The organism is Paenibacillus sp. 1182 (assembly GCF_017833915.1).
GTDB lineage: Bacteria > Bacillota > Bacilli > Paenibacillales > Paenibacillaceae > Paenibacillus > Paenibacillus polymyxa_D.
Window position 1 is genome coordinate 358,953 of record NZ_JAFICR010000001.1, and the last position, 16,885, is coordinate 375,837.

Sequence of the window (16,885 nt, forward strand, 5' to 3'; positions counted from 1 at the left end):
GATGCAATAATATAAAATTTTTGGAATTTCTGTGTGAAAGGTGGATATGACATGAAGCATACACCTACGATTCGGGCGGAATTAGACAGATACCTACAACAAGAGGGATTGAGCATAGCACAATTTGGGCAACTTGCAGGCATGAATAGGGGGGCGGTAAGTGCCATTGTGTCAGGAAATAAGTCTATGTCTGTTAATCAGATAGATCGCATTACCGAGGCTATGGGTTTACCTGAGGGCTATTTTTACGACTTGTTTATAGAAAACTTCATCATCGATTATCCTCCGAATATGAGGCGAATTGAGCCATTTTTGTTTCGATGTGCGGAGTTGGACAAGTTAGATGCGATCCGTCGAGTGGTGGGAGCCATCATGGACAATCTACTGTATTCACCCAAGCTATTTGAAATTGCAGAGGAATTGCTGGAGCAGGGAAGACATGCGGCTGCATTGTTGCTCTATGAGGGGGTAGCTGAAGCGGAGAGGTATCAACATTCTGAACGCCTAGCCATCTGTCAATATCGTATGTTCAAGATTCAGATTAGAGATGATCAGGAAAGAAATTTACAAGCAGCGCTCCAGTTTGAGTCATATGTCAAACGTCTCGACGCTATAGACCAGTTAGATGCCTTTGTAGATTTGGCTAATGTATACCGATCTTTGCGTAAATGGGAACGGGTTGAGAAAGTTGCTAAAGAATTAAGAGCTTTAGGCGAAGCGCAATATTCTATGGCACACTCTCTTAAAAGAGAACGAGGTAAGATGCCTTTGCGACCATTATTCTTTTATATAACATTCAGTGGTTCACTTATTGGAGGCGCTAACTATGAACAAGGAAACTATGAGTTAGCATTGCAAGCAGCCTATGAATCTTGTGACTTGGATTGGGTTAAAGAGAACGATGAAGAAACATTGCGCTGGAAAAATTTATTTCGGGAGTGGGGCCAGGCTAATGTGTATTTGGCCAAGCTTATGGCTGGAGATATAGAAGTACTTCCCTTATATACTGATCTCATCTCAACAAATAGAGAGGAATTACTACCAGGCTTGTGGAATATAATGGTTGTAGCCAATCGTTATAAGTTAAATGTAGACGGTCTTCTAAGTCAATTTGAGTGGGAAATATCCAACATACATGATCAAGAAGGAAGACAAACTAATGACAAGCAGAATATTAATGATCAGCTTGTTGGCCTTTTGAGTGAATTAGCTGACTATTATTTGACCAAAGGTCAGTACAAAAAGGGAATTAGTTACTTATTAGATTGTATGAGAATATCCACTATAGTCAATAATGAGCACTCTATTCTTCGTTGCGTCAGAATGTTTGAACGTTGTCGGCAATTTGTCTCAGATGAAGTAAAAGTGCAATATCGTAATTTAGTGGAAATGGGGTAATAGTATGAATCGCTTAATTAAAGGGCTGTTCGCGACTACTTTTTTATTGGTGTTAGCAGCAAGCGCACAAACAATGAGTAGCCAAGATTTAATTATGCCAAAGACTGTCTCTAACGGCGGTATCTCAGTGTTTGGCTGGCATGTAGGAAGTTAGAGCGTTTGTATAAATAGTATGGAGTGTTTGTTCATATGCAGTCTAATAATTGAAAAGGTGTGGATGAACAATGTTAAAAAAAATGGCTCTGATGATCGTCGCGGCTAGCTTTTTGTTAATTGTTACTGTACCTATTCACTCGCATGGCATAGAGCCTCAAGTACAGCATGAAGGGGCTTAAACGTAAGTAAAGCAAATCCCCGCTACCCTTAATTATTGGTAGACGTGGATTGTCTTGTTGAAGGAATTAACATACCATTCACCGAATAGCTATTTGAGGTGATCAGCATGAACCATACATATAAAGTGTTAAAGTCGGATATCGAACTATTTGCAGCTTCGTTAAACCAGGTAAGAGCATATGTAGTACAGCCGTTGGGCGAGGGTTTGATAAATATCGTGGATTACGGTGGAGCAGCGGAGAAGATTACACCGGAGTCGATCAAGATTAACGGATCTTATTTCTTACGTAAGCAGTTTGAATTTAGAGTAGATGTGAAAAAGGACTCCGCTGGTATGTAACCAGTATGGAGTCCTTTGTTATTATTGTAATTCTACTAGCGGTATAAACGGCCATCACCAAAGACATTACTAACTCCACCATAATTAGTGATTACTATTTTATATGTTCCTTCTGGCACATTGGTAAACGTCCTGATTGTATTTGTATTTGTGAATGTTCCGTTTATAAAAATGCTTTGTGAGTAATCACTTGATTGTAATGTGTATTGAATTACAGGACTATATTTTGAATCAGCGGTTCTTTGGTGGACGGATATGTTGACGTCGCCTGATCCATTAATTTGGAATGGTGCACTAGCAACCTCATTAGCCAAGTTTGTAAATGTGAATGTTTTTATGATGCCTGCAGCACTTAAGGTTTCCTGGGTTGCATCATTAGAGAATTGTAAACTCGCTTGAGGCACTACTTGATTAGATGAAATCGTGCTTTCTTGCTGAGTTATTTCTGTAGATCCGGCTGATACACTAGGCGCTAAAGCTCCGAATAACAAGCCCACAGAAAGAATAGTAGGCAATGGTTTTCTCATAATAAAACCTCCCATTTTTTTATTTCAATTTACATATTCCACTTAGTTTTATCATTATCCTTTTATATAACTGTGATTGTTATGTGAACTCAAACGTATAGAACGGCAGTTTGTAATATAGTTATTTATTATGCGACAACATGCACGATACTTCGACATAACTCTTCATTTAGTATAGAGAAGATTCAAATTACTATGGAGGTGTCATATGATCAGAGGAATCGCGCGAGGATTAATTGTATTTTTACTGGCGGCTATCTTTTCCGTACAAGGCGTCTATGCTGAACCGGCAGCAATCAGCCAACAAGCAGCTGGATATACGTTGGAGTTTCCAAGTTCACGGTATCCTGAAACCGGAGCACACATAAGGGACGCTATTGTAGCCGGACATTCTGCGGTATGCACAATCGACCGTGATGGAACTGAGGAAAATAGGAAGAGTCGCTCAAGGGCTATCCAACTAAAAAAGGATATGACCGCGATGAATGGCCAATGGCAATGTGTGCAGAAGGTGGCGCAGGCGCTGATATTCGATACATAACCCCTAGTGATAACCGGGGAGCAGGATCATGGGTAAGTCACCAGTTAGATAAGTATGTTGATGGAACAAAGGTGAGATTTATAGTGAAATAAAGATAAGAGACTCTAACGGTTCGCTACCAATAGAGTCTTTTTTATATCCAATAAAAAATAAATATGCAAAAATATAGAACATATTTATAGATAAGCAAGTTTATGTTTAGACACATTTTTAGAATTAATTTACCTTAGTAATAGTTCAACAAACCCTAGTAGGAGGATTTAATGTGAAGTTAAATTTTATGAAGAGGATAAGTATTTTGTTAGGCATTTTATTGTTTGCAACGAGCTTGATTTTAAATTCAAATACGTATGCAGCGTCGATCGGTGAGAGATTAACTTCTCCCGAAGAAGGTTGGGAAAGATATGACGATATGGACCCTGCCATTAAGTATGAAGGTAGTGGATGGGCATATGTTACAAATGAATCTAATAGTGTTTATGCAAAAACAGGTCACTATATGAAACTATCTGGAGCAACAACAAACGCCATAAAATTCAAATTCTATGGAACTAAATTGCGAATTATTGATCTTTATTGGACCAATAGAGTAAACAATGTGACCATAGAGATCGATGGCAAAGTTTCGACATACAATCCAAATAATCCTGCAAATCTGTATCAAGTACTTGTGTATGAAGTCTTAGATCTACCATCCGCTGTTCATGAAGTAAAGTTAACTACGAATAGCACAAACAACACATTTTCGCTTGATGCAATAGATACAGATGGAAAATTGGTTGATATCTACACTCCCATGAATCTTGTAGCCTCCCCTGGAGACGGTCAAGTTACATTAAACTGGGGGCAGGTTCAAGAAGCTGATGGTTACACAGTCAAATATGGAACAGAATCAGGGAAATATACTGAAACTGCCACAGCTACAAAAGACGTATATGGAAACTTCGTCATCCCAGGTCTGACCAACGGAACAAAATACTATTTTGTGGTCAGTGCTAAAGTTAAGGGAGTAGATTCTAAATATTCCAACGAAGCATCTGCAACTCCACAAGGGGGAGGCGGTCAAACTGATCCTGAGCAACCTGCAGGAAACCGTGCAATTTTAGTAGTCACCATGACAACAGGATTAAAAAAAGAATTCGACCTAAGCATGAAAGAGGTGAATGATTTTATTGCTTGGTATGAGGGCAAGCAGGCTGGTTCTGGATCGGCTTCATATGTGATCAATAAACATAATAACAATAAAGGACCTTTTAGCAGTCGCAAGGATTACATGCTGTATGATCGCATTCTGACTTTTGAAGTAAGTGAATACTAAATAATACGCAACACCAGGCCTGAAAAATGGTAGGGAAAAGATCGTATTTTCTATAGAAATTGTTGGTACCTACCCAACGAACCAGAACGAAGATGATCTCATGAACAACGGTCTGTCCATTTGCGGGTAACATACATTGTAGTCAATTACTGTTCAATAGATTACTTAGGGGGAATATTTGTGAAGATCGGTTTTACTAAGAAATTTGGTATTTTGTTTGGAGTTCTTCTGTTTGTAATGGTTACGTTTTTAAACTCAAGTTCCTATGCAGCTACATTAGGTCAGAATCTTTATACTCCTGAAGTGGGTTGGAAACGTTACGATGATACGCATAAGTTCATCAAATATCATGGATCATGGCTTATATTCAAAGATGGGATCAAACTATACAATGGGGCCATTCATCAAACAACTGATACCGATGCGTACATTTCTTTTTCCTTTAAAGGTACACAATTGAGGATTCTATCAGATAATTGGGATACTAAAACTAAAAGAGCCGTAATCTCGATAGATGGAAATGTTGAGTATTTTAGTGAACATTCTAAGGCTGCCGGACAAACACTCGTTTATGAGAAGAAAGCTTTGACAAATGCGATTCATGAAGTAATGATTAAGTTAGAAAGTGACGATGGACACTTAAATTTAGATGCGATTGATATCAATGAAGATGGAATGTTTGTAGATAATGAGGCTTCGATAAAACTTAATGCTACTGGAAATAATAGTCAGGCTACTTTAAACTGGGACCAGGTTCAAGACGCTGAAAGTTACACGGTAAGATATGGAACTGAGTCTGGTAAGTATACGGAAATAGTAACAGCAACAAAAGATGCATATGGAAACTTTGTTATTCCCGGTCTAACTAACGGAACGAAGTACTACTTTATTGTAAGTGCTAAGGTGAATGGCGTTGATTCTGAATACTCCAATGAAGCTTCGGCAACTCCACAAGGAGGAGGTAGTCAACCTGACCCAAAGCCAACTACTGGAGAGCGTGTAATTCTGGTAGTCACCATGACAACTGGCTTAGAGAAAGAATTTGATCTGAGCATGAAAGAGGTCAATGACTTTATCTCCTGGTACGAAGGCAAACAGGCGGGTTCTGGATCAGCATCCTATGCCATTAATAAACATGACAATAATAAAGGTCCATTCAGCAGCCGTAAGGATTACATGCTGTTTGATCGTATCCTAACGTTTGAAGTAAGTGAATACTCTAAATAAATAAAAAGCTCTGCTAACCTTAATTGGTCGGCAGAGCTTTTAACGTTTCTAACAGGTTCGTGTTAGGCTGAATTATATTTCGTTTTAGCTTCTTCATATAATTTGCCGAGGTTACGAAACTCAATTGATGTCCTTTATCACGTTGAAAATATGTTTACTATTTAATATTTTTCGTATATATTAATATTTGGAAATTAGTCTTCATAAATTTTTCCTGCAAAACCAGATTAATTTAACAAAGGAGATTATTTTAATGAGTATTTCATTAAGAATAGAACGCAAATCCGGTGGTGAGCCAATTGAGTTTGTAAAAGGTGAAATCACTGGCTTTACTTATAAGAATAATAGTTCCATAAACCTTTCAGCTAAGTCTCCAAACTTGGCTCATTCGCTACATATTCGAAGCAAAATTCCGCTTCATTCGCTTCCTTCAGTTATAGACAATGCGGATAATTCCAACATGCTGTATACATGGGCAAATACAGAATATAAACCTGATAGTGAGGATTACTATCGCAAATGTAATATCCAAATCGTTAGAAATGAAAACACAATCCGAGATATTACGTTTACACACGCTTATGTAGTAAAGTATCAAGAACAGATTGATACCAGCAAAGAGATCCTTGAGTTTGAACTCGTTCTAAAACAAAAAGAAGATCAATTGGGAAAAATTCAATACAGTCCTCAGTTAGAACCTAAGGAAACAAGAGAAAAGGATCAGTCTGATGTCTCGCAAAAAGTACTGGAAGGTGCATATAGTAAGAATATGTTAGTGTATGCAGGAAATATTACTTTTCCGTTTGAAAATCCTATGGTAGAACTAGAAAAGACTTGGGTACGAGGCGTAGAGAAGGTAAAAGATTCGACAGATACTGTAATACATTATCCTGATCGTAAAGCATTTACATTAGTAGCTGTTCCTATAGCTCGAAAGAAGTACGGAGACATCACAGCCAATTTACTTCAACATTCACTTGATTACAAACCAGGACATTTACACTTTAACGAGTGGTCGTATGAGGCGCAGCAAATTAAAAAATCCAAAGAACATAATATGTATGTAATTGATAAAGCAGTACAAAAAGCTAACGACAAAAAAGTTAAAAGTTTTTCAAGTGATGGGTCTATTGCAATTGAAAGTGACAGAGATTTGTATAACGCTTTTCACAAAATGAAGTACAAAATAGATGGAACATATGTAAAAGGACAATGGGAAATTACTACAATATATTATGATAAATATAATTTTGAATATAATTTTAAACAAATGTTTACTGGGGACAACAAACTCGGTTGGGCTGCGGCCAATCTAACAAATTTAATGGAATCATGGGGAACACTCAATGAGTATACATCTTATGTTACAGTAACTGATACAAAAAAGGCTTGGAAGTGAGGTGTGAATTGCAGATGAAACGCAGATACAAGATTTACATCTTGATCTCTCTACTAGTTATAACTACTACTATAATTTTTCTAGCGAATTCTGGAGACGATACGATAAGGAAGTACCCATATGGCAAAGATACGTTAGAGTTTTTTGGAGATGGGACTTTTCAGATTTACAGGGGAGGAGGATCGGGTGATCCTCCAATACTATACACTCATCAAATTGAAGCTCCTAATTCAGTGATTGATAACGTTCTGTCTTATAAAATAGAAAAAAATATCGTATATGTGGTTGGTGAAAATAGCTTCATTAAATTGGATTCAAGTACCAACACATACGAACAAAAGAAACTGATTTCTGACTTTACTTCCAAAGATAGAGATATATTTAATGAATTAATGGAAAAATAGAAGCTATCATAAGTAAATGTGATAGCAAGGGAGCTTTAACTTGTTCACAAAGGTTAACTTAACATGTGCTTTAGTTGAGTTATTGTTATGTAAGTATTTTAAATTTATAAGAGAATGGTTACCACCAGTGGTGATATTATGATTATTAAAATTGAAGGTTTCTTTTTTCAGAATTTGATTACTGGTCCCCTATGCACACAAGAAGAACTATATCAAAAGTATATACAAGCAAAAATGCTGAGTCTTAATATTAGAGATTTACCTGATATATTTTGTCGACTTCATAATTTTGATCGATTACGTTTTGAAGATGACACAGAGGTTGGTTTCGTGATTGATACAGATACGGACAGGATATACAGACCGATATATTGATGTTTAAAGCGATGTATTCGAAAGATATCTTCCCATCTCCTTTAATTACAAGTAATGAAGGACTCACATAACTGGCTACTATATTCGATTTTATAATCAAAGTCGATCACAACGAAAGTTAAATAAGTTGCCTCCGAAAGAATATCGAAAGCAGCTTATAGTCTAGGGGCTTTTTTCCGTGTCTATAAAATGGGGACTTGACCACTAGCTAAGCTAGTGTTTTTTTATTTACCTGCATGCCCTATCATAGAACGTATTTAAACATATATTAAGGTAACGACAAATAAAGGAGGTTAAAAGAGATGGGTGCCTATGAAAATACAGGTGGCGGCGGTGTATGGACTTCTACAGCGGCAATTTTAGTGCTCTTTATTCTCTTAGTTATCATCACTAAATCACTTTGGGTTTAGTTTGTAAAAAGAACTGTTGGAAAATATCATTTCACTCATGGATATTCAATAGTTGAGCCCATTGAGCGCATAAGCTATTTGGCAATAGCCACCGTATTCGCTTCTCTTTCGGCAAATACTTGGTGGATTCCTGCCATAATAGTTTTGCGCTTATTGTATTTCATTTTATCTTTTCAGTAGCGAGTCAAGACCACTGCTGGCTTATCAGGCTTCTGTTAGATAAAATTCTCAAAGAGGTGGTAGGATGAAGGTTGAAGTAAACAAATGTAATTGCAGCATCAAAAAACCAATATATCTAAAGAGTAATGTTACTATTACCACAGTGGGTAAGGGGGCTACAGTGCTGCAAATTGATGCTAACTAGGGATAATGGAGCTTTAACTTCGAACAATTCAAACCGGGCATTGAATGTAATTATTAAAAATTTAACAGTGCATGGTGTAGCAACAACCGAGCCTGATAAAGTGCCAAGTTATGTTAGCATTACAAATTATGGTATTCTGTTGGAAGGTAGTAGCTATGTGAACGATAAGGTACTCTTTGAGAAAGAACATAGAGATTAAAAATACAAATATGGGGCTCCATATAAAAGGATTTTCCGACGTAACGGTACAGAATAGTGAATTTCACGACAACGGTGGGGGTTCTAAAAAATCTAGCCAAAGTCCATACATGTATTGTGACGATACGTGAGCTTTAGCTTTAACTAATTGCCCAAAAAGTACCAATAACTCACAATAATGACCTTGCCAGTACGAAATCACAACTAATACATATGGAGAAGTTAGTACCTAGCGAGTGAAAGTTAAGACTGTGAAACTGCTATTAACGGTTGGCAAACCGCTTGACAACGATTGATCCACGCCGGATCGTAGCCTTTTCCACTGCTCTAAAGTCGGCTTGATTCCAAAAGTGTATTTAAGTAAGTGAATACTCTAAATAAATCGAAAAGCTCTGTTACCCTAATTGGTCGGCAGAGCTTTTAACTGTTCACGGTTTTTAAAATATATCCAGGTATTCTTTCTGGAATTTGATGAAATCTTGCACACTGTCGTGATAGGTAAATCTACCGCCATTTTTATCAATAATCCAGTTGATATTCTCGTCATTTAACAAGATTCCATACATGCAGTGATGAAGCAGTTCAATTTGCTTTTCATCCCTAATTCGGATCAAATGTTTTTCTTGTTCGATAATGAGGTACCATTTCGTTTCTGTTTCATCTACATCCGCATCCACATACAGTATTGATACCGACAAGGGGAATGGCCAGTCAAACCATTGTCCTCGCTTGTCTTCTCTATAACCTTCAAATGCCATGGTTATTCCCTCCTACTTGGATAATTTCCTGATTAGTTTAAATGTATCTAACGTGCTGCGATTGTACGCTTAATTAGGTTCTTGTCTTATCCTACTGGCACAGGAATATCGCCCCCATATTCTTCTCCTTGGCTTCACGTACACCATCATAAACATCTGTAAAAGTTCAGTGTCACTTTGGCAACCGTCTAATTCCGCTATTGTTGCACAATAGTTGTATCCGCTTTTATCGTTCATTGTTCTGATCTGTACAGTATACGGAAAACGACAGGTAATAAAGAAGCTGAACGCTTTGTTACCCGATATCAAAACGCTATTACCAATACTGTACAATTATTCTACTGAGCAATGATGTGGTCCAACATGAAGGACTGGAGATAAGAACAGGTAGCAGTGTAATGGACATAAAGGCGCGTCTGCTGGTTTTGGAAGAGGGGACCACAAGAGCGATATACGCTCTATATTGTAATCATAGGGGGCTGGGATGGTGACCAAAAGATCATTACATTTTCTCGTATGGAAATAGGCGCTGTATTAAACCTCCAATGATATGGAGCAAGGATACACTCATGTCTTGAATGTATCTTATTTCTGGAGGGTCAAAAGTGAAAACCCCTTATTCACAGTCCGTTTTGAGCTATAACCAAATTTTAATGTGGCTTTGTGTTCTTTCGTTTTTTAGTGTGTTAAATGAAATGGTTCTTAATATCTCTTTACCTGATATTGCTGATGAATTCAATAAGACACCAGCCATTACAAATTGGGTGAATACTGCCTTTATGCTAAGTTTTTCTATAGGAACAGCTATATACGGAAAGTTATCTGATCAGTTAGGTATTAAAAGGTTGCTCCTGTTTGGAATCATAGTGAATTGCATAGGATCATTAATTGGATTTGTGGGACATACTTTTTTTCCAACACTTATCTTGGGACGATTTATACAAGGGATTGGTGCAGCTGCATTTCCTTCACTTGTGATGGTCGTAGTTGCTCGCTATATCCCAAAAGAAAACAGGGGAAAGGCAATATGGCCTCATCGGGTCTATCGTAGCAATGGGTGAAGGGATAGGACCGGCTATTGGTGGGGTGATTGCTCATTATATTCATTGGTCTTATTTACTGCTTCTTCCTGTTTTAACGTTTGTAACTGTTCCCTTCCTGATAAAATTATTGAAAAAGGAAGTCATTTCAAAGGGCTCGTTTGACATTGCAGGAATCGTGCTTATATCTCTAGGTATTGTATTGTTTATGTTGTATACAACTTCTTACAGAATTTCTTTTCTGGTGATAAGTGTTCTATTTTTCTTGATCTTTTTAAAACATATCAGACAAGTAACCAATCCTTTTGTTGATTCTTCATTGGGGGAAAATACTGCATTTATGATAGGAATCCTTTGTGGGGGGCTTATGTTTGGTACCGTAGCTGGATTTGTTTCTATGGTCCCTTATATGATGAAAGACGTTCACCACTTAAGTACCGCAATGATTGGCAGTGGAATTATTTTTCCTGGAACGATGAGTGTTATTTTCTTTGGTTTTCTTGGAGGAGCACTTGTTGATAAGAAAGGTTCCTTACATGTGCTAGCAGTCGGCGTTGCATTTCTTGCCGTCAGTTTTTTGGTAGCTGCTTTCTTTATTGAAATGACACCTTGGCTGATGTCTATTATTCTAGTCTTTGTTTTCGGTGGTCTTTCTTTTATTAAAACAGTAATATCCACTATTGTTTCAAGTAGTTTAAAACAAGAAGAAGCTGGCGCAGGAATGAGCTTGCTTAATTTTATAAGCTTTTTATCAGAAGGAACGGGGATTTCAGTTGTAGGAGGCTTATTGTCAATACGTCTTATTCATCAAAAATTTATACCAATCATTAATTTTCCATCTGCTTATTTATATAGCAATATGTTATTGATTTTTTCAGTGGTCATTATAATTAGCGGGATTTTATCTGTTATTGTATATAAACGTTCAGTTTCAGATTCCTGATAAGAGCAAAAAAGGATTACATGCTGAAAATGATCTCATCCTCACGTTTGAAGTAAGTGAATACTCTAAAAATAAATCAAAAGCTCTGCTAACCTTCATTGGTCGGCAGAGTTTTGTGTGCTGATCAGTTTGATTTTACTAGATACGGGAAAAGTAGCAATGCAAAGTGTGCGTACAAGATGGTATTGTTTTTAAATTCGGCCTTATTACAGAAGGATAGGCTAATTTGAATACTTAAACTTATAATACCAAAAAATCGCTTTCTCATGGGCTGTGGAAAAGTTAGAATATAGCATAGTATCAACTCCGCCGATTACAAAGTTATTTTTAGCATAGAATCGACAAGCTAAAATATTCACATCCTGTGTTTCAAGCATAAGGCCAACAAGATTATTCTGCTTAGCCCACTCGGTTGCTTTACTCAATAAGGCTGCTCCGATTCCCTTGTGTCTCGAGTCTTTAGCAACGGCAATATCCTCAATTAGAGCATAGCCATTCCAATTAGTACAAAGTTTAATTTTCCCAACACAGTCGTTCTCATCATAATATAAAAAAATAGATTTTCCTTGTTCATTAATATAACTGATATCGACGTCATCATCCTCATACTGTTTAAAATATGGTTCGGGAAAACTTTCTTCTATATATGACCAAATGTTGTTCTCGTATTTAGGTATAATTTTTCCTGACACAATAAAGCCGTTATTCTCATTTGACTTTTTAAAATCCCCCATATTTGAAAGTGACATTTTAATTATCATGGCTTGTCTCCTTCTGGTTTAATTTCTCTATGCACATTATTCTAAAAGAGAACCACTTTTTCCTGTCTGTTAGATTTATAAAAGAGTAAAATAGTAGCGACTGTTCAACTATGTGTGATATTTACGATCTCGTCCGCTTGCTTAAACGATTCATAGCAGTAGTTAGGTGTGCTGCTTAACACAAAAAAGCAGGAAGAATTTCTCCCGCTTTTTGCATGAAAACGATTATTAACGTCTGCGTTGTCTATCGTTTACGCTAAACAAATTAACAGCCAGTGCGTTACCTCTTGCACGCGCAGTGGCTCTTTGATTGGAACGGATGTTCAATCTTCTTCTTCTTAAATCACGTCTGCAATGTCTTCTGCTCATAATATCACCTCCCTTCAAGAAATGAAGGTGCGGTTGAATCTTAGTGGCGTTTATGCTTACGCTTGGAAATTTTGATATTCAAGGCATTGGTTGCTAGTGCATTTCCGCTTCCTGTTTTTGCAGCTGCGGCTTGAAAGACTTTAACGACCAGATATCTGTTTTTCCCGATGCGATGCTTATACGTTTTAACTCTATTTCTGATCATCTGCATATCTCCTTTGCTTAGTTCTGCTATATACATATGTCAATTGTGATAGTAATGTATCAGCATAAATCTATTAGAAGCAAAAAGAAGCTAGTACCTATATCCCTAAAAGTTAACAAAAAAACTCATGCGAACCTGTCTTCGCCTTTTCAACTTTACGTTGCAGGAGATGTTACAGGCAGGTCGGCATGAGTCTAATGTGTAGAATAAAGATAATATGCAGTTTGTATGAAAATTATTTACTATTAAGGGTGTTAAGTTTTTTTTCGTAGTATGCCTCTTGGGCAAGAATATGATTCAGTTGTTCTGAGAGCTGTTTATATTCTTGGCTGGCCTCTGGGTAATTATTTCTTTCGGAAATTACAGCTTCAAGTTGCTTTTCTAAATACCTGAAATGGATGAGTATTTGTATGTACTGAATACGATCGTAGGTTGTTATGTGTGATTTCTCTTCTGCATACAAATGATCCATTGTTGGAACTGCACAGCTTACGACGATAAATATCATAACAAACGCTGAAATTATTATTTTTTTCATTTAATTCCTCCTACAGAGCTATGAGTAATTAATATACCATATTTAGCTAAAAGAAAGAAAGATCTATTAGTTTTGCCCATAACAGTATAGCTGTTCAAGATCAGTGGGGGATTATTTGAGATGATGAGGCTGATTTTATAGTAGATACAATAGGAATAGGTTGCAAAAAGGAAAGAATAGTTGTGAGATACATAGTAAGCATAATAACAATACAAAACCGGCTTGCCCTAGGCAGCCGGTTTTGTATTAGGGGATAGAATAACGGGGAAGGAAGAACGAGAAATCAGTGGAAGTCCCGGAAGAGTCCTACAACTTTGCCCAAAATACTGACGTGTGTCAGACGAAGCGGTTCAAAGGCTGGATTTTCAGGTTGAAGCCGGATATGATCTTTTTCTTTGTAGAAGGTTTTAACTGTAGCTTCGTCTTCATCTGTCATAGCTACAACAATATCGCCATTATCAGCGGTCTGCTGCTGACGTACGATTACATAGTCTCCGTTAGCAATCCCGGCCTCAATCATGCTTTCGCCTACAACAGATAACATGAATATTTTATCCTCACCAACAAAGTGTTGGGGAAGAGGAAAGTAATCTTCAATATTTTCTGTCGCCGTAATAGGAAGACCAGCGGTTACTTTGCCGACGACGGGGACACGACTAATGGAGTAATTAATCAAGTTGCTGTTATCCGATTCGTCTTGACCGAGTAACTCAATAGCCCGTGGTTTTGTAGGATCGCGGCGAATGAGTCCTTTTTTCTCTAAACGATCCAAATGACCGTGAACCGTAGAACTGGAGGCCAATCCGACAGCCTCGCCTATTTCGCGTACAGAAGGGGGGTATCCCTTTAGACGCACTTCATTGCGGATAAATTCAAGAATGGCCTGCTGGCGGCTCGAAATCTTAGACATACCGTATCAACCCCATTTAGTAACGTTTGGGAAAATTATAGCATAGAACCTCCGTTCGTACAAACATAAGTTCTAAATAATCCCTAAAAATAATTGCGAACTTTTGTTCTCTTTTCTATTGAACAAAACAAACGTTCGTGTTATATTGTGAAAACATAAGAACAAACGTTTGGAGGACACAACCATGATGAAATATAGCACCTATCAAAGTATTTTTCCAATGAATATAGAAAATTTACAGGAGACCCGAAAAGAGGGTAGGGCGCGTTATATGCAGATTATTACCCATACTCTTTTACTTAAGCTTCTTATTATAATGATTGTTGCTTGGATTGCAGGAGCAGGTGTACTTACGGTTTTCGCGGCTCCTTCAGCTTCCAAGGAAGAAGTGACTAAACTGACAGTACAACCTGGGGATACGTTGTGGCAGATTGCCGCGAATCATAAACCGGAACGAATGGATACACGGGTATATATAGAAGGAATTGTGCGGATTAACGGTTTAGAGGATCGGGGAGTGCAGGCAGGTCAGGTACTCAAGCTTCCTGACTTATGATCTATAGACTATTAGAGCTTGTCAGGGAGCGTAATGCGGGAGCCTTGACAAGCTCTTTTCTACATGTCAAAGTGTATTATATCTTTGCTTTTATGGAGGGGACACAATTTGGATATAGACAGCTTGGTACAGCGCATTAATGAATTAGCGCGCAAAGCAAAATCCGAGGGATTAACAGAAGAGGAAACCACAGAACGTGCCAACCTTCGGGAAATTTATTTAGGTAACATTCGCCGTAATTTTCGGCAGCAGCTAGAAACGATTGAATTTGTGGACGATGATACATCGAAGGGAAATGACGGGCTGAAGCATTAATGTTGTTAAAGCGCCCAAGCCTGCAATTTGCCTTTTGTTTTAGGTACCTCTCATGGTATCTATATAGATCAGCTTTGAGGCAATTGTTTTAATGTAATATATCTGGGAAGGAATTGAGAGATGGCCCGATCATTTGAAAGAAAAGTACGCAAAAACACAGCGCATTTAAATAAATCGCGCAAAAAGCAAGGTATTCAAACCATTAGCGGCGCAGGTTCTGCAATGGATATTTTCCGTGGACGTAACATTACTGTGCCAATTATGCTGGCTGGTCTTTCTGTATTGTACATGCTTATGAGTTACTTTTTGACTAAGACCGGTATGCAAGGGATGGATTGGCTTGTATTCGGCCTGTACTTGATGCTGGCTGTTATCTTTTTTATCCGTCGTCCTTATCTGAAAGTGGGAAAGGATACTCTCTATATGCTGAAAGGTGGTAGGGAACGTCCAATGACCGCTGGGGACATGAAAGCCATCAAGATTGAAAAGGGTTACGTAACCGTTGAAAGAAAAGGTAAGGGTGGTAATTTTATTTTCACAAAATCATTAGGTCGCTATGACACGGATGCCATTGCAGAGCGACTTGAGAAGTTTGCGCTATCCAATCAGATACAGGTTGACAAGAAATAACTGATTTAGCCTGTACTCTGTAACAAAGGCCGTATGATGTTATTTCATATAACATGCTGCGGCCGCTTGCTTAATATGGGCACACATAACGATTCAAATGCTTAATCAAGCAAATAGGCGTACATATACTGTGGAAAGAGAGTGGATAATTCAGATGACGATTCAGGCGGTAATGTTTGATCTTGATGATACCCTTTTGTGGGATGAACGTAGTGTAGAAGAGGCATTTGATGCAGCGTGTCAAACAGGCTCCCGTGAAGCAGGTGTTGATCCAAAAGCTTTGGAGGAAGCCGTACGTAAAGAAGCACGCGCTTTGTATGAATCCTATGAAACTTTTAGTTTTACTCAAATGATCGGCATTAATCCGTTTGAAGGATTGTGGGCGAATTTTACAGCAGGTGAGCAACCTGAATTCCGTCAATTGGAACAGTTGGCCCCTGTTTATCGAAAGGAATCATGGCGCAGAGGACTCCAGCAACTAGGGATAGATAATGAGAAGTTGGCGGAAAAGCTGGCTACCCAATTTGCTTCGGAAAGACGCGCACGTCCCCATGTATATGAAGAAACGTTTGAAATTCTAGAACAATTGAAGGGACAATACAAGCTATTATTATTGACAAACGGTTCCCCTGATTTACAACAGGAGAAACTGGATGGAGTTCCTCAATTAGCTCCTTTCTTTGATCATGTGGTCATTTCAGGTTCATTTGGTCGAGGCAAGCCTGATCCGTCTATATTCCAGCATGCGTTGGGGCTTCTTGGTATTGAGCCTGAACATGCTTTAATGGTAGGAGATAAGCTGACGACTGATATTCAAGGAGCGTTGGCAGCAGGTGTTCACTCGGTGTGGGTGAACCGAAACGCCAAAACCAATACCACAGAGATCAAGCCGAAGTTCCAAATCAAGCATCTGTCTGAATTGGACGGAATTATTCAATCGTTAAAGTAAGAAATCCACAGTCTTTGGAAACGAGTATTAAGAAAACTCCCTTCGCTCGATTGTCACAGAGCAGAGGGAGTTTT

General features: G+C 38.1%; 18 protein-coding genes and 2 pseudogenes. 13 read left to right on the forward strand and 7 right to left on the reverse strand.

Annotated elements, in window-relative coordinates:
* The first annotated feature begins 51 nt into the window (after nt 1-51).
* Both JOD82_RS01785 and JOD82_RS01790 read left to right on the forward strand, forming a co-directional pair.
* Entirely contained in the window at nt 52-1,398 is a 1,347-nt protein-coding gene (locus JOD82_RS01785) for a helix-turn-helix domain-containing protein (RefSeq protein ID WP_208332695.1), read from the forward strand.
* 442 nt (nt 1,399-1,840) lie between these two features.
* Nucleotides 1,841-2,074, forward strand: a complete 234-nt coding sequence (locus JOD82_RS01790; RefSeq protein WP_208332704.1) for a hypothetical protein — start codon at nt 1,841-1,843, stop codon at nt 2,072-2,074.
* Between the two features lie 35 nt (nt 2,075-2,109).
* Here the strand turns inward: JOD82_RS01790 and JOD82_RS01795 are convergent, their stop codons facing one another.
* Nucleotides 2,110-2,601 carry a hypothetical protein gene (locus tag JOD82_RS01795; protein ID WP_069012688.1) on the reverse strand — a complete coding sequence of 164 codons (492 nt, stop codon included), beginning with the start codon at nt 2,599-2,601 and terminating at the stop codon, nt 2,110-2,112.
* A 208-nt stretch (nt 2,602-2,809) separates the two neighbouring features.
* Here JOD82_RS01795 and JOD82_RS01800 point away from each other — a divergent pair.
* The 6 genes and pseudogenes from JOD82_RS01800 to JOD82_RS01825 all read left to right on the forward strand — a co-directional run bounded on the left by JOD82_RS01800 (nt 2,810) and on the right by JOD82_RS01825 (nt 8,275).
* Nucleotides 2,810-3,234, forward strand: a pseudogene (locus tag JOD82_RS01800) (NucA/NucB deoxyribonuclease domain-containing protein).
* Between the two features lie 173 nt (nt 3,235-3,407).
* Nucleotides 3,408-4,460, forward strand: a complete 1,053-nt coding sequence (locus tag JOD82_RS01805; protein WP_209947419.1) for a fibronectin type III domain-containing protein — start codon at nt 3,408-3,410, stop codon at nt 4,458-4,460.
* A 180-nt stretch (nt 4,461-4,640) separates the two neighbouring features.
* Entirely contained in the window at nt 4,641-5,687 is a 1,047-nt protein-coding gene (locus JOD82_RS01810; protein WP_069012686.1) for a fibronectin type III domain-containing protein, read from the forward strand.
* A gap of 253 nt (nt 5,688-5,940) precedes the next feature.
* Nucleotides 5,941-7,086, forward strand: a complete 1,146-nt coding sequence (locus JOD82_RS01815; RefSeq protein ID WP_208332706.1) for a hypothetical protein — start codon at nt 5,941-5,943, stop codon at nt 7,084-7,086.
* A 14-nt stretch (nt 7,087-7,100) separates the two neighbouring features.
* The gene (locus JOD82_RS01820; protein WP_029517406.1) at nt 7,101-7,490 is read left to right on the forward strand and encodes a hypothetical protein; all 390 of its coding nucleotides are present in this window, start codon (nt 7,101-7,103) and stop codon (nt 7,488-7,490) included.
* Nucleotides 7,491-8,167: 677 nt separating this feature from the next.
* Nucleotides 8,168-8,275: a sporulation protein YjcZ gene (locus tag JOD82_RS01825; protein ID WP_080658622.1), complete on the forward strand. Its 108-nt coding sequence runs from the start codon at nt 8,168-8,170 to the stop codon at nt 8,273-8,275.
* Between the two features lie 999 nt (nt 8,276-9,274).
* Here JOD82_RS01825 and JOD82_RS01830 read toward each other — a convergent pair.
* On the reverse strand, nt 9,275-9,595 hold the full coding sequence (locus JOD82_RS01830; protein ID WP_029517409.1) for a hypothetical protein: 321 nt from the start codon (nt 9,593-9,595) through the stop codon (nt 9,275-9,277).
* Between the two features lie 605 nt (nt 9,596-10,200).
* Here JOD82_RS01830 and tet point away from each other — a divergent pair.
* Nucleotides 10,201-11,578, forward strand: a pseudogene (tet, locus tag JOD82_RS01835) (Tet(L)/Tet(K)/Tet(45) family tetracycline efflux MFS transporter).
* A 221-nt stretch (nt 11,579-11,799) separates the two neighbouring features.
* On the opposite strand, the gene JOD82_RS01840 reads toward tet, so the two are convergent.
* The 5 genes from JOD82_RS01840 to lexA all read right to left on the reverse strand — a co-directional run bounded on the left by JOD82_RS01840 (nt 11,800) and on the right by lexA (nt 14,361).
* On the reverse strand, nt 11,800-12,339 hold the full coding sequence (locus JOD82_RS01840) for a GNAT family N-acetyltransferase (RefSeq protein ID WP_209947422.1): 540 nt from the start codon (nt 12,337-12,339) through the stop codon (nt 11,800-11,802).
* Between the two features lie 228 nt (nt 12,340-12,567).
* Nucleotides 12,568-12,708 carry a hypothetical protein gene (locus JOD82_RS01845; RefSeq protein WP_165146693.1) on the reverse strand — a complete coding sequence of 47 codons (141 nt, stop codon included), beginning with the start codon at nt 12,706-12,708 and terminating at the stop codon, nt 12,568-12,570.
* A 40-nt stretch (nt 12,709-12,748) separates the two neighbouring features.
* Complete coding sequence (locus JOD82_RS01850) at nt 12,749-12,913, reverse strand: hypothetical protein (protein ID WP_013310546.1); 165 nt, start codon at nt 12,911-12,913, stop codon at nt 12,749-12,751.
* Between the two features lie 235 nt (nt 12,914-13,148).
* The gene (locus tag JOD82_RS01855; protein WP_029517411.1) at nt 13,149-13,451 is read right to left on the reverse strand and encodes a hypothetical protein; all 303 of its coding nucleotides are present in this window, start codon (nt 13,449-13,451) and stop codon (nt 13,149-13,151) included.
* Nucleotides 13,452-13,734: 283 nt separating this feature from the next.
* On the reverse strand, nt 13,735-14,361 hold the full coding sequence (gene lexA / locus JOD82_RS01860; protein ID WP_013310545.1) for a transcriptional repressor LexA: 627 nt from the start codon (nt 14,359-14,361) through the stop codon (nt 13,735-13,737).
* A gap of 187 nt (nt 14,362-14,548) precedes the next feature.
* Between lexA and JOD82_RS01865 the strand changes: the two genes are divergently transcribed.
* The 4 genes from JOD82_RS01865 (at nt 14,549) to JOD82_RS01880 (ending at nt 16,811) form a co-directional block, all read left to right on the forward strand.
* Complete coding sequence (locus JOD82_RS01865; protein ID WP_209947523.1) at nt 14,549-14,917, forward strand: LysM peptidoglycan-binding domain-containing protein; 369 nt, start codon at nt 14,549-14,551, stop codon at nt 14,915-14,917.
* Nucleotides 14,918-15,025: 108 nt separating this feature from the next.
* A complete protein-coding gene (locus JOD82_RS01870; RefSeq protein ID WP_029517413.1) occupies nt 15,026-15,232 on the forward strand; it encodes a DUF896 domain-containing protein in 207 nt (68 codons plus the stop codon).
* A gap of 120 nt (nt 15,233-15,352) precedes the next feature.
* On the forward strand, nt 15,353-15,862 hold the full coding sequence (locus tag JOD82_RS01875; RefSeq protein WP_209947424.1) for a hypothetical protein: 510 nt from the start codon (nt 15,353-15,355) through the stop codon (nt 15,860-15,862).
* 154 nt (nt 15,863-16,016) lie between these two features.
* Complete coding sequence (locus tag JOD82_RS01880) at nt 16,017-16,811, forward strand: HAD family hydrolase (RefSeq protein WP_029517414.1); 795 nt, start codon at nt 16,017-16,019, stop codon at nt 16,809-16,811.
* Nucleotides 16,812-16,885 lie beyond the last annotated feature (74 nt).

Excerpts from the sequence above, each read along its gene's own strand:
- JOD82_RS01880 (WP_029517414.1), top strand. The coding sequence starts at position 16,017 with ATGACGATTCAGGCGGTAATGTTTGATCTTGATGATACCCTTTTGTGG.
- JOD82_RS01820 (WP_029517406.1), top strand. The coding sequence starts at position 7,101 with ATGAAACGCAGATACAAGATTTACATCTTGATCTCTCTACTAGTTATA.
- JOD82_RS01815 (WP_208332706.1), top strand. The coding sequence starts at position 5,941 with ATGAGTATTTCATTAAGAATAGAACGCAAATCCGGTGGTGAGCCAATT.
- JOD82_RS01785 (WP_208332695.1), top strand. The coding sequence starts at position 52 with ATGAAGCATACACCTACGATTCGGGCGGAATTAGACAGATACCTACAA.
- JOD82_RS01845 (WP_165146693.1), bottom strand. The coding sequence starts at position 12,708 with ATGAGCAGAAGACATTGCAGACGTGATTTAAGAAGAAGAAGATTGAAC.
- JOD82_RS01855 (WP_029517411.1), bottom strand. The coding sequence starts at position 13,451 with ATGAAAAAAATAATAATTTCAGCGTTTGTTATGATATTTATCGTCGTA.
- JOD82_RS01825 (WP_080658622.1), top strand. The coding sequence starts at position 8,168 with ATGGGTGCCTATGAAAATACAGGTGGCGGCGGTGTATGGACTTCTACA.
- JOD82_RS01795 (WP_069012688.1), bottom strand. The coding sequence starts at position 2,601 with ATGAGAAAACCATTGCCTACTATTCTTTCTGTGGGCTTGTTATTCGGA.
- JOD82_RS01850 (WP_013310546.1), bottom strand. The coding sequence starts at position 12,913 with ATGATCAGAAATAGAGTTAAAACGTATAAGCATCGCATCGGGAAAAAC.
- JOD82_RS01790 (WP_208332704.1), top strand. The coding sequence starts at position 1,841 with ATGAACCATACATATAAAGTGTTAAAGTCGGATATCGAACTATTTGCA.
- JOD82_RS01875 (WP_209947424.1), top strand. The coding sequence starts at position 15,353 with ATGGCCCGATCATTTGAAAGAAAAGTACGCAAAAACACAGCGCATTTA.
- JOD82_RS01865 (WP_209947523.1), top strand. The coding sequence starts at position 14,549 with ATGAAATATAGCACCTATCAAAGTATTTTTCCAATGAATATAGAAAAT.
- JOD82_RS01840 (WP_209947422.1), bottom strand. The coding sequence starts at position 12,339 with ATGATAATTAAAATGTCACTTTCAAATATGGGGGATTTTAAAAAGTCA.
- lexA (WP_013310545.1), bottom strand. The coding sequence starts at position 14,361 with ATGTCTAAGATTTCGAGCCGCCAGCAGGCCATTCTTGAATTTATCCGC.
- JOD82_RS01830 (WP_029517409.1), bottom strand. The coding sequence starts at position 9,595 with ATGGCATTTGAAGGTTATAGAGAAGACAAGCGAGGACAATGGTTTGAC.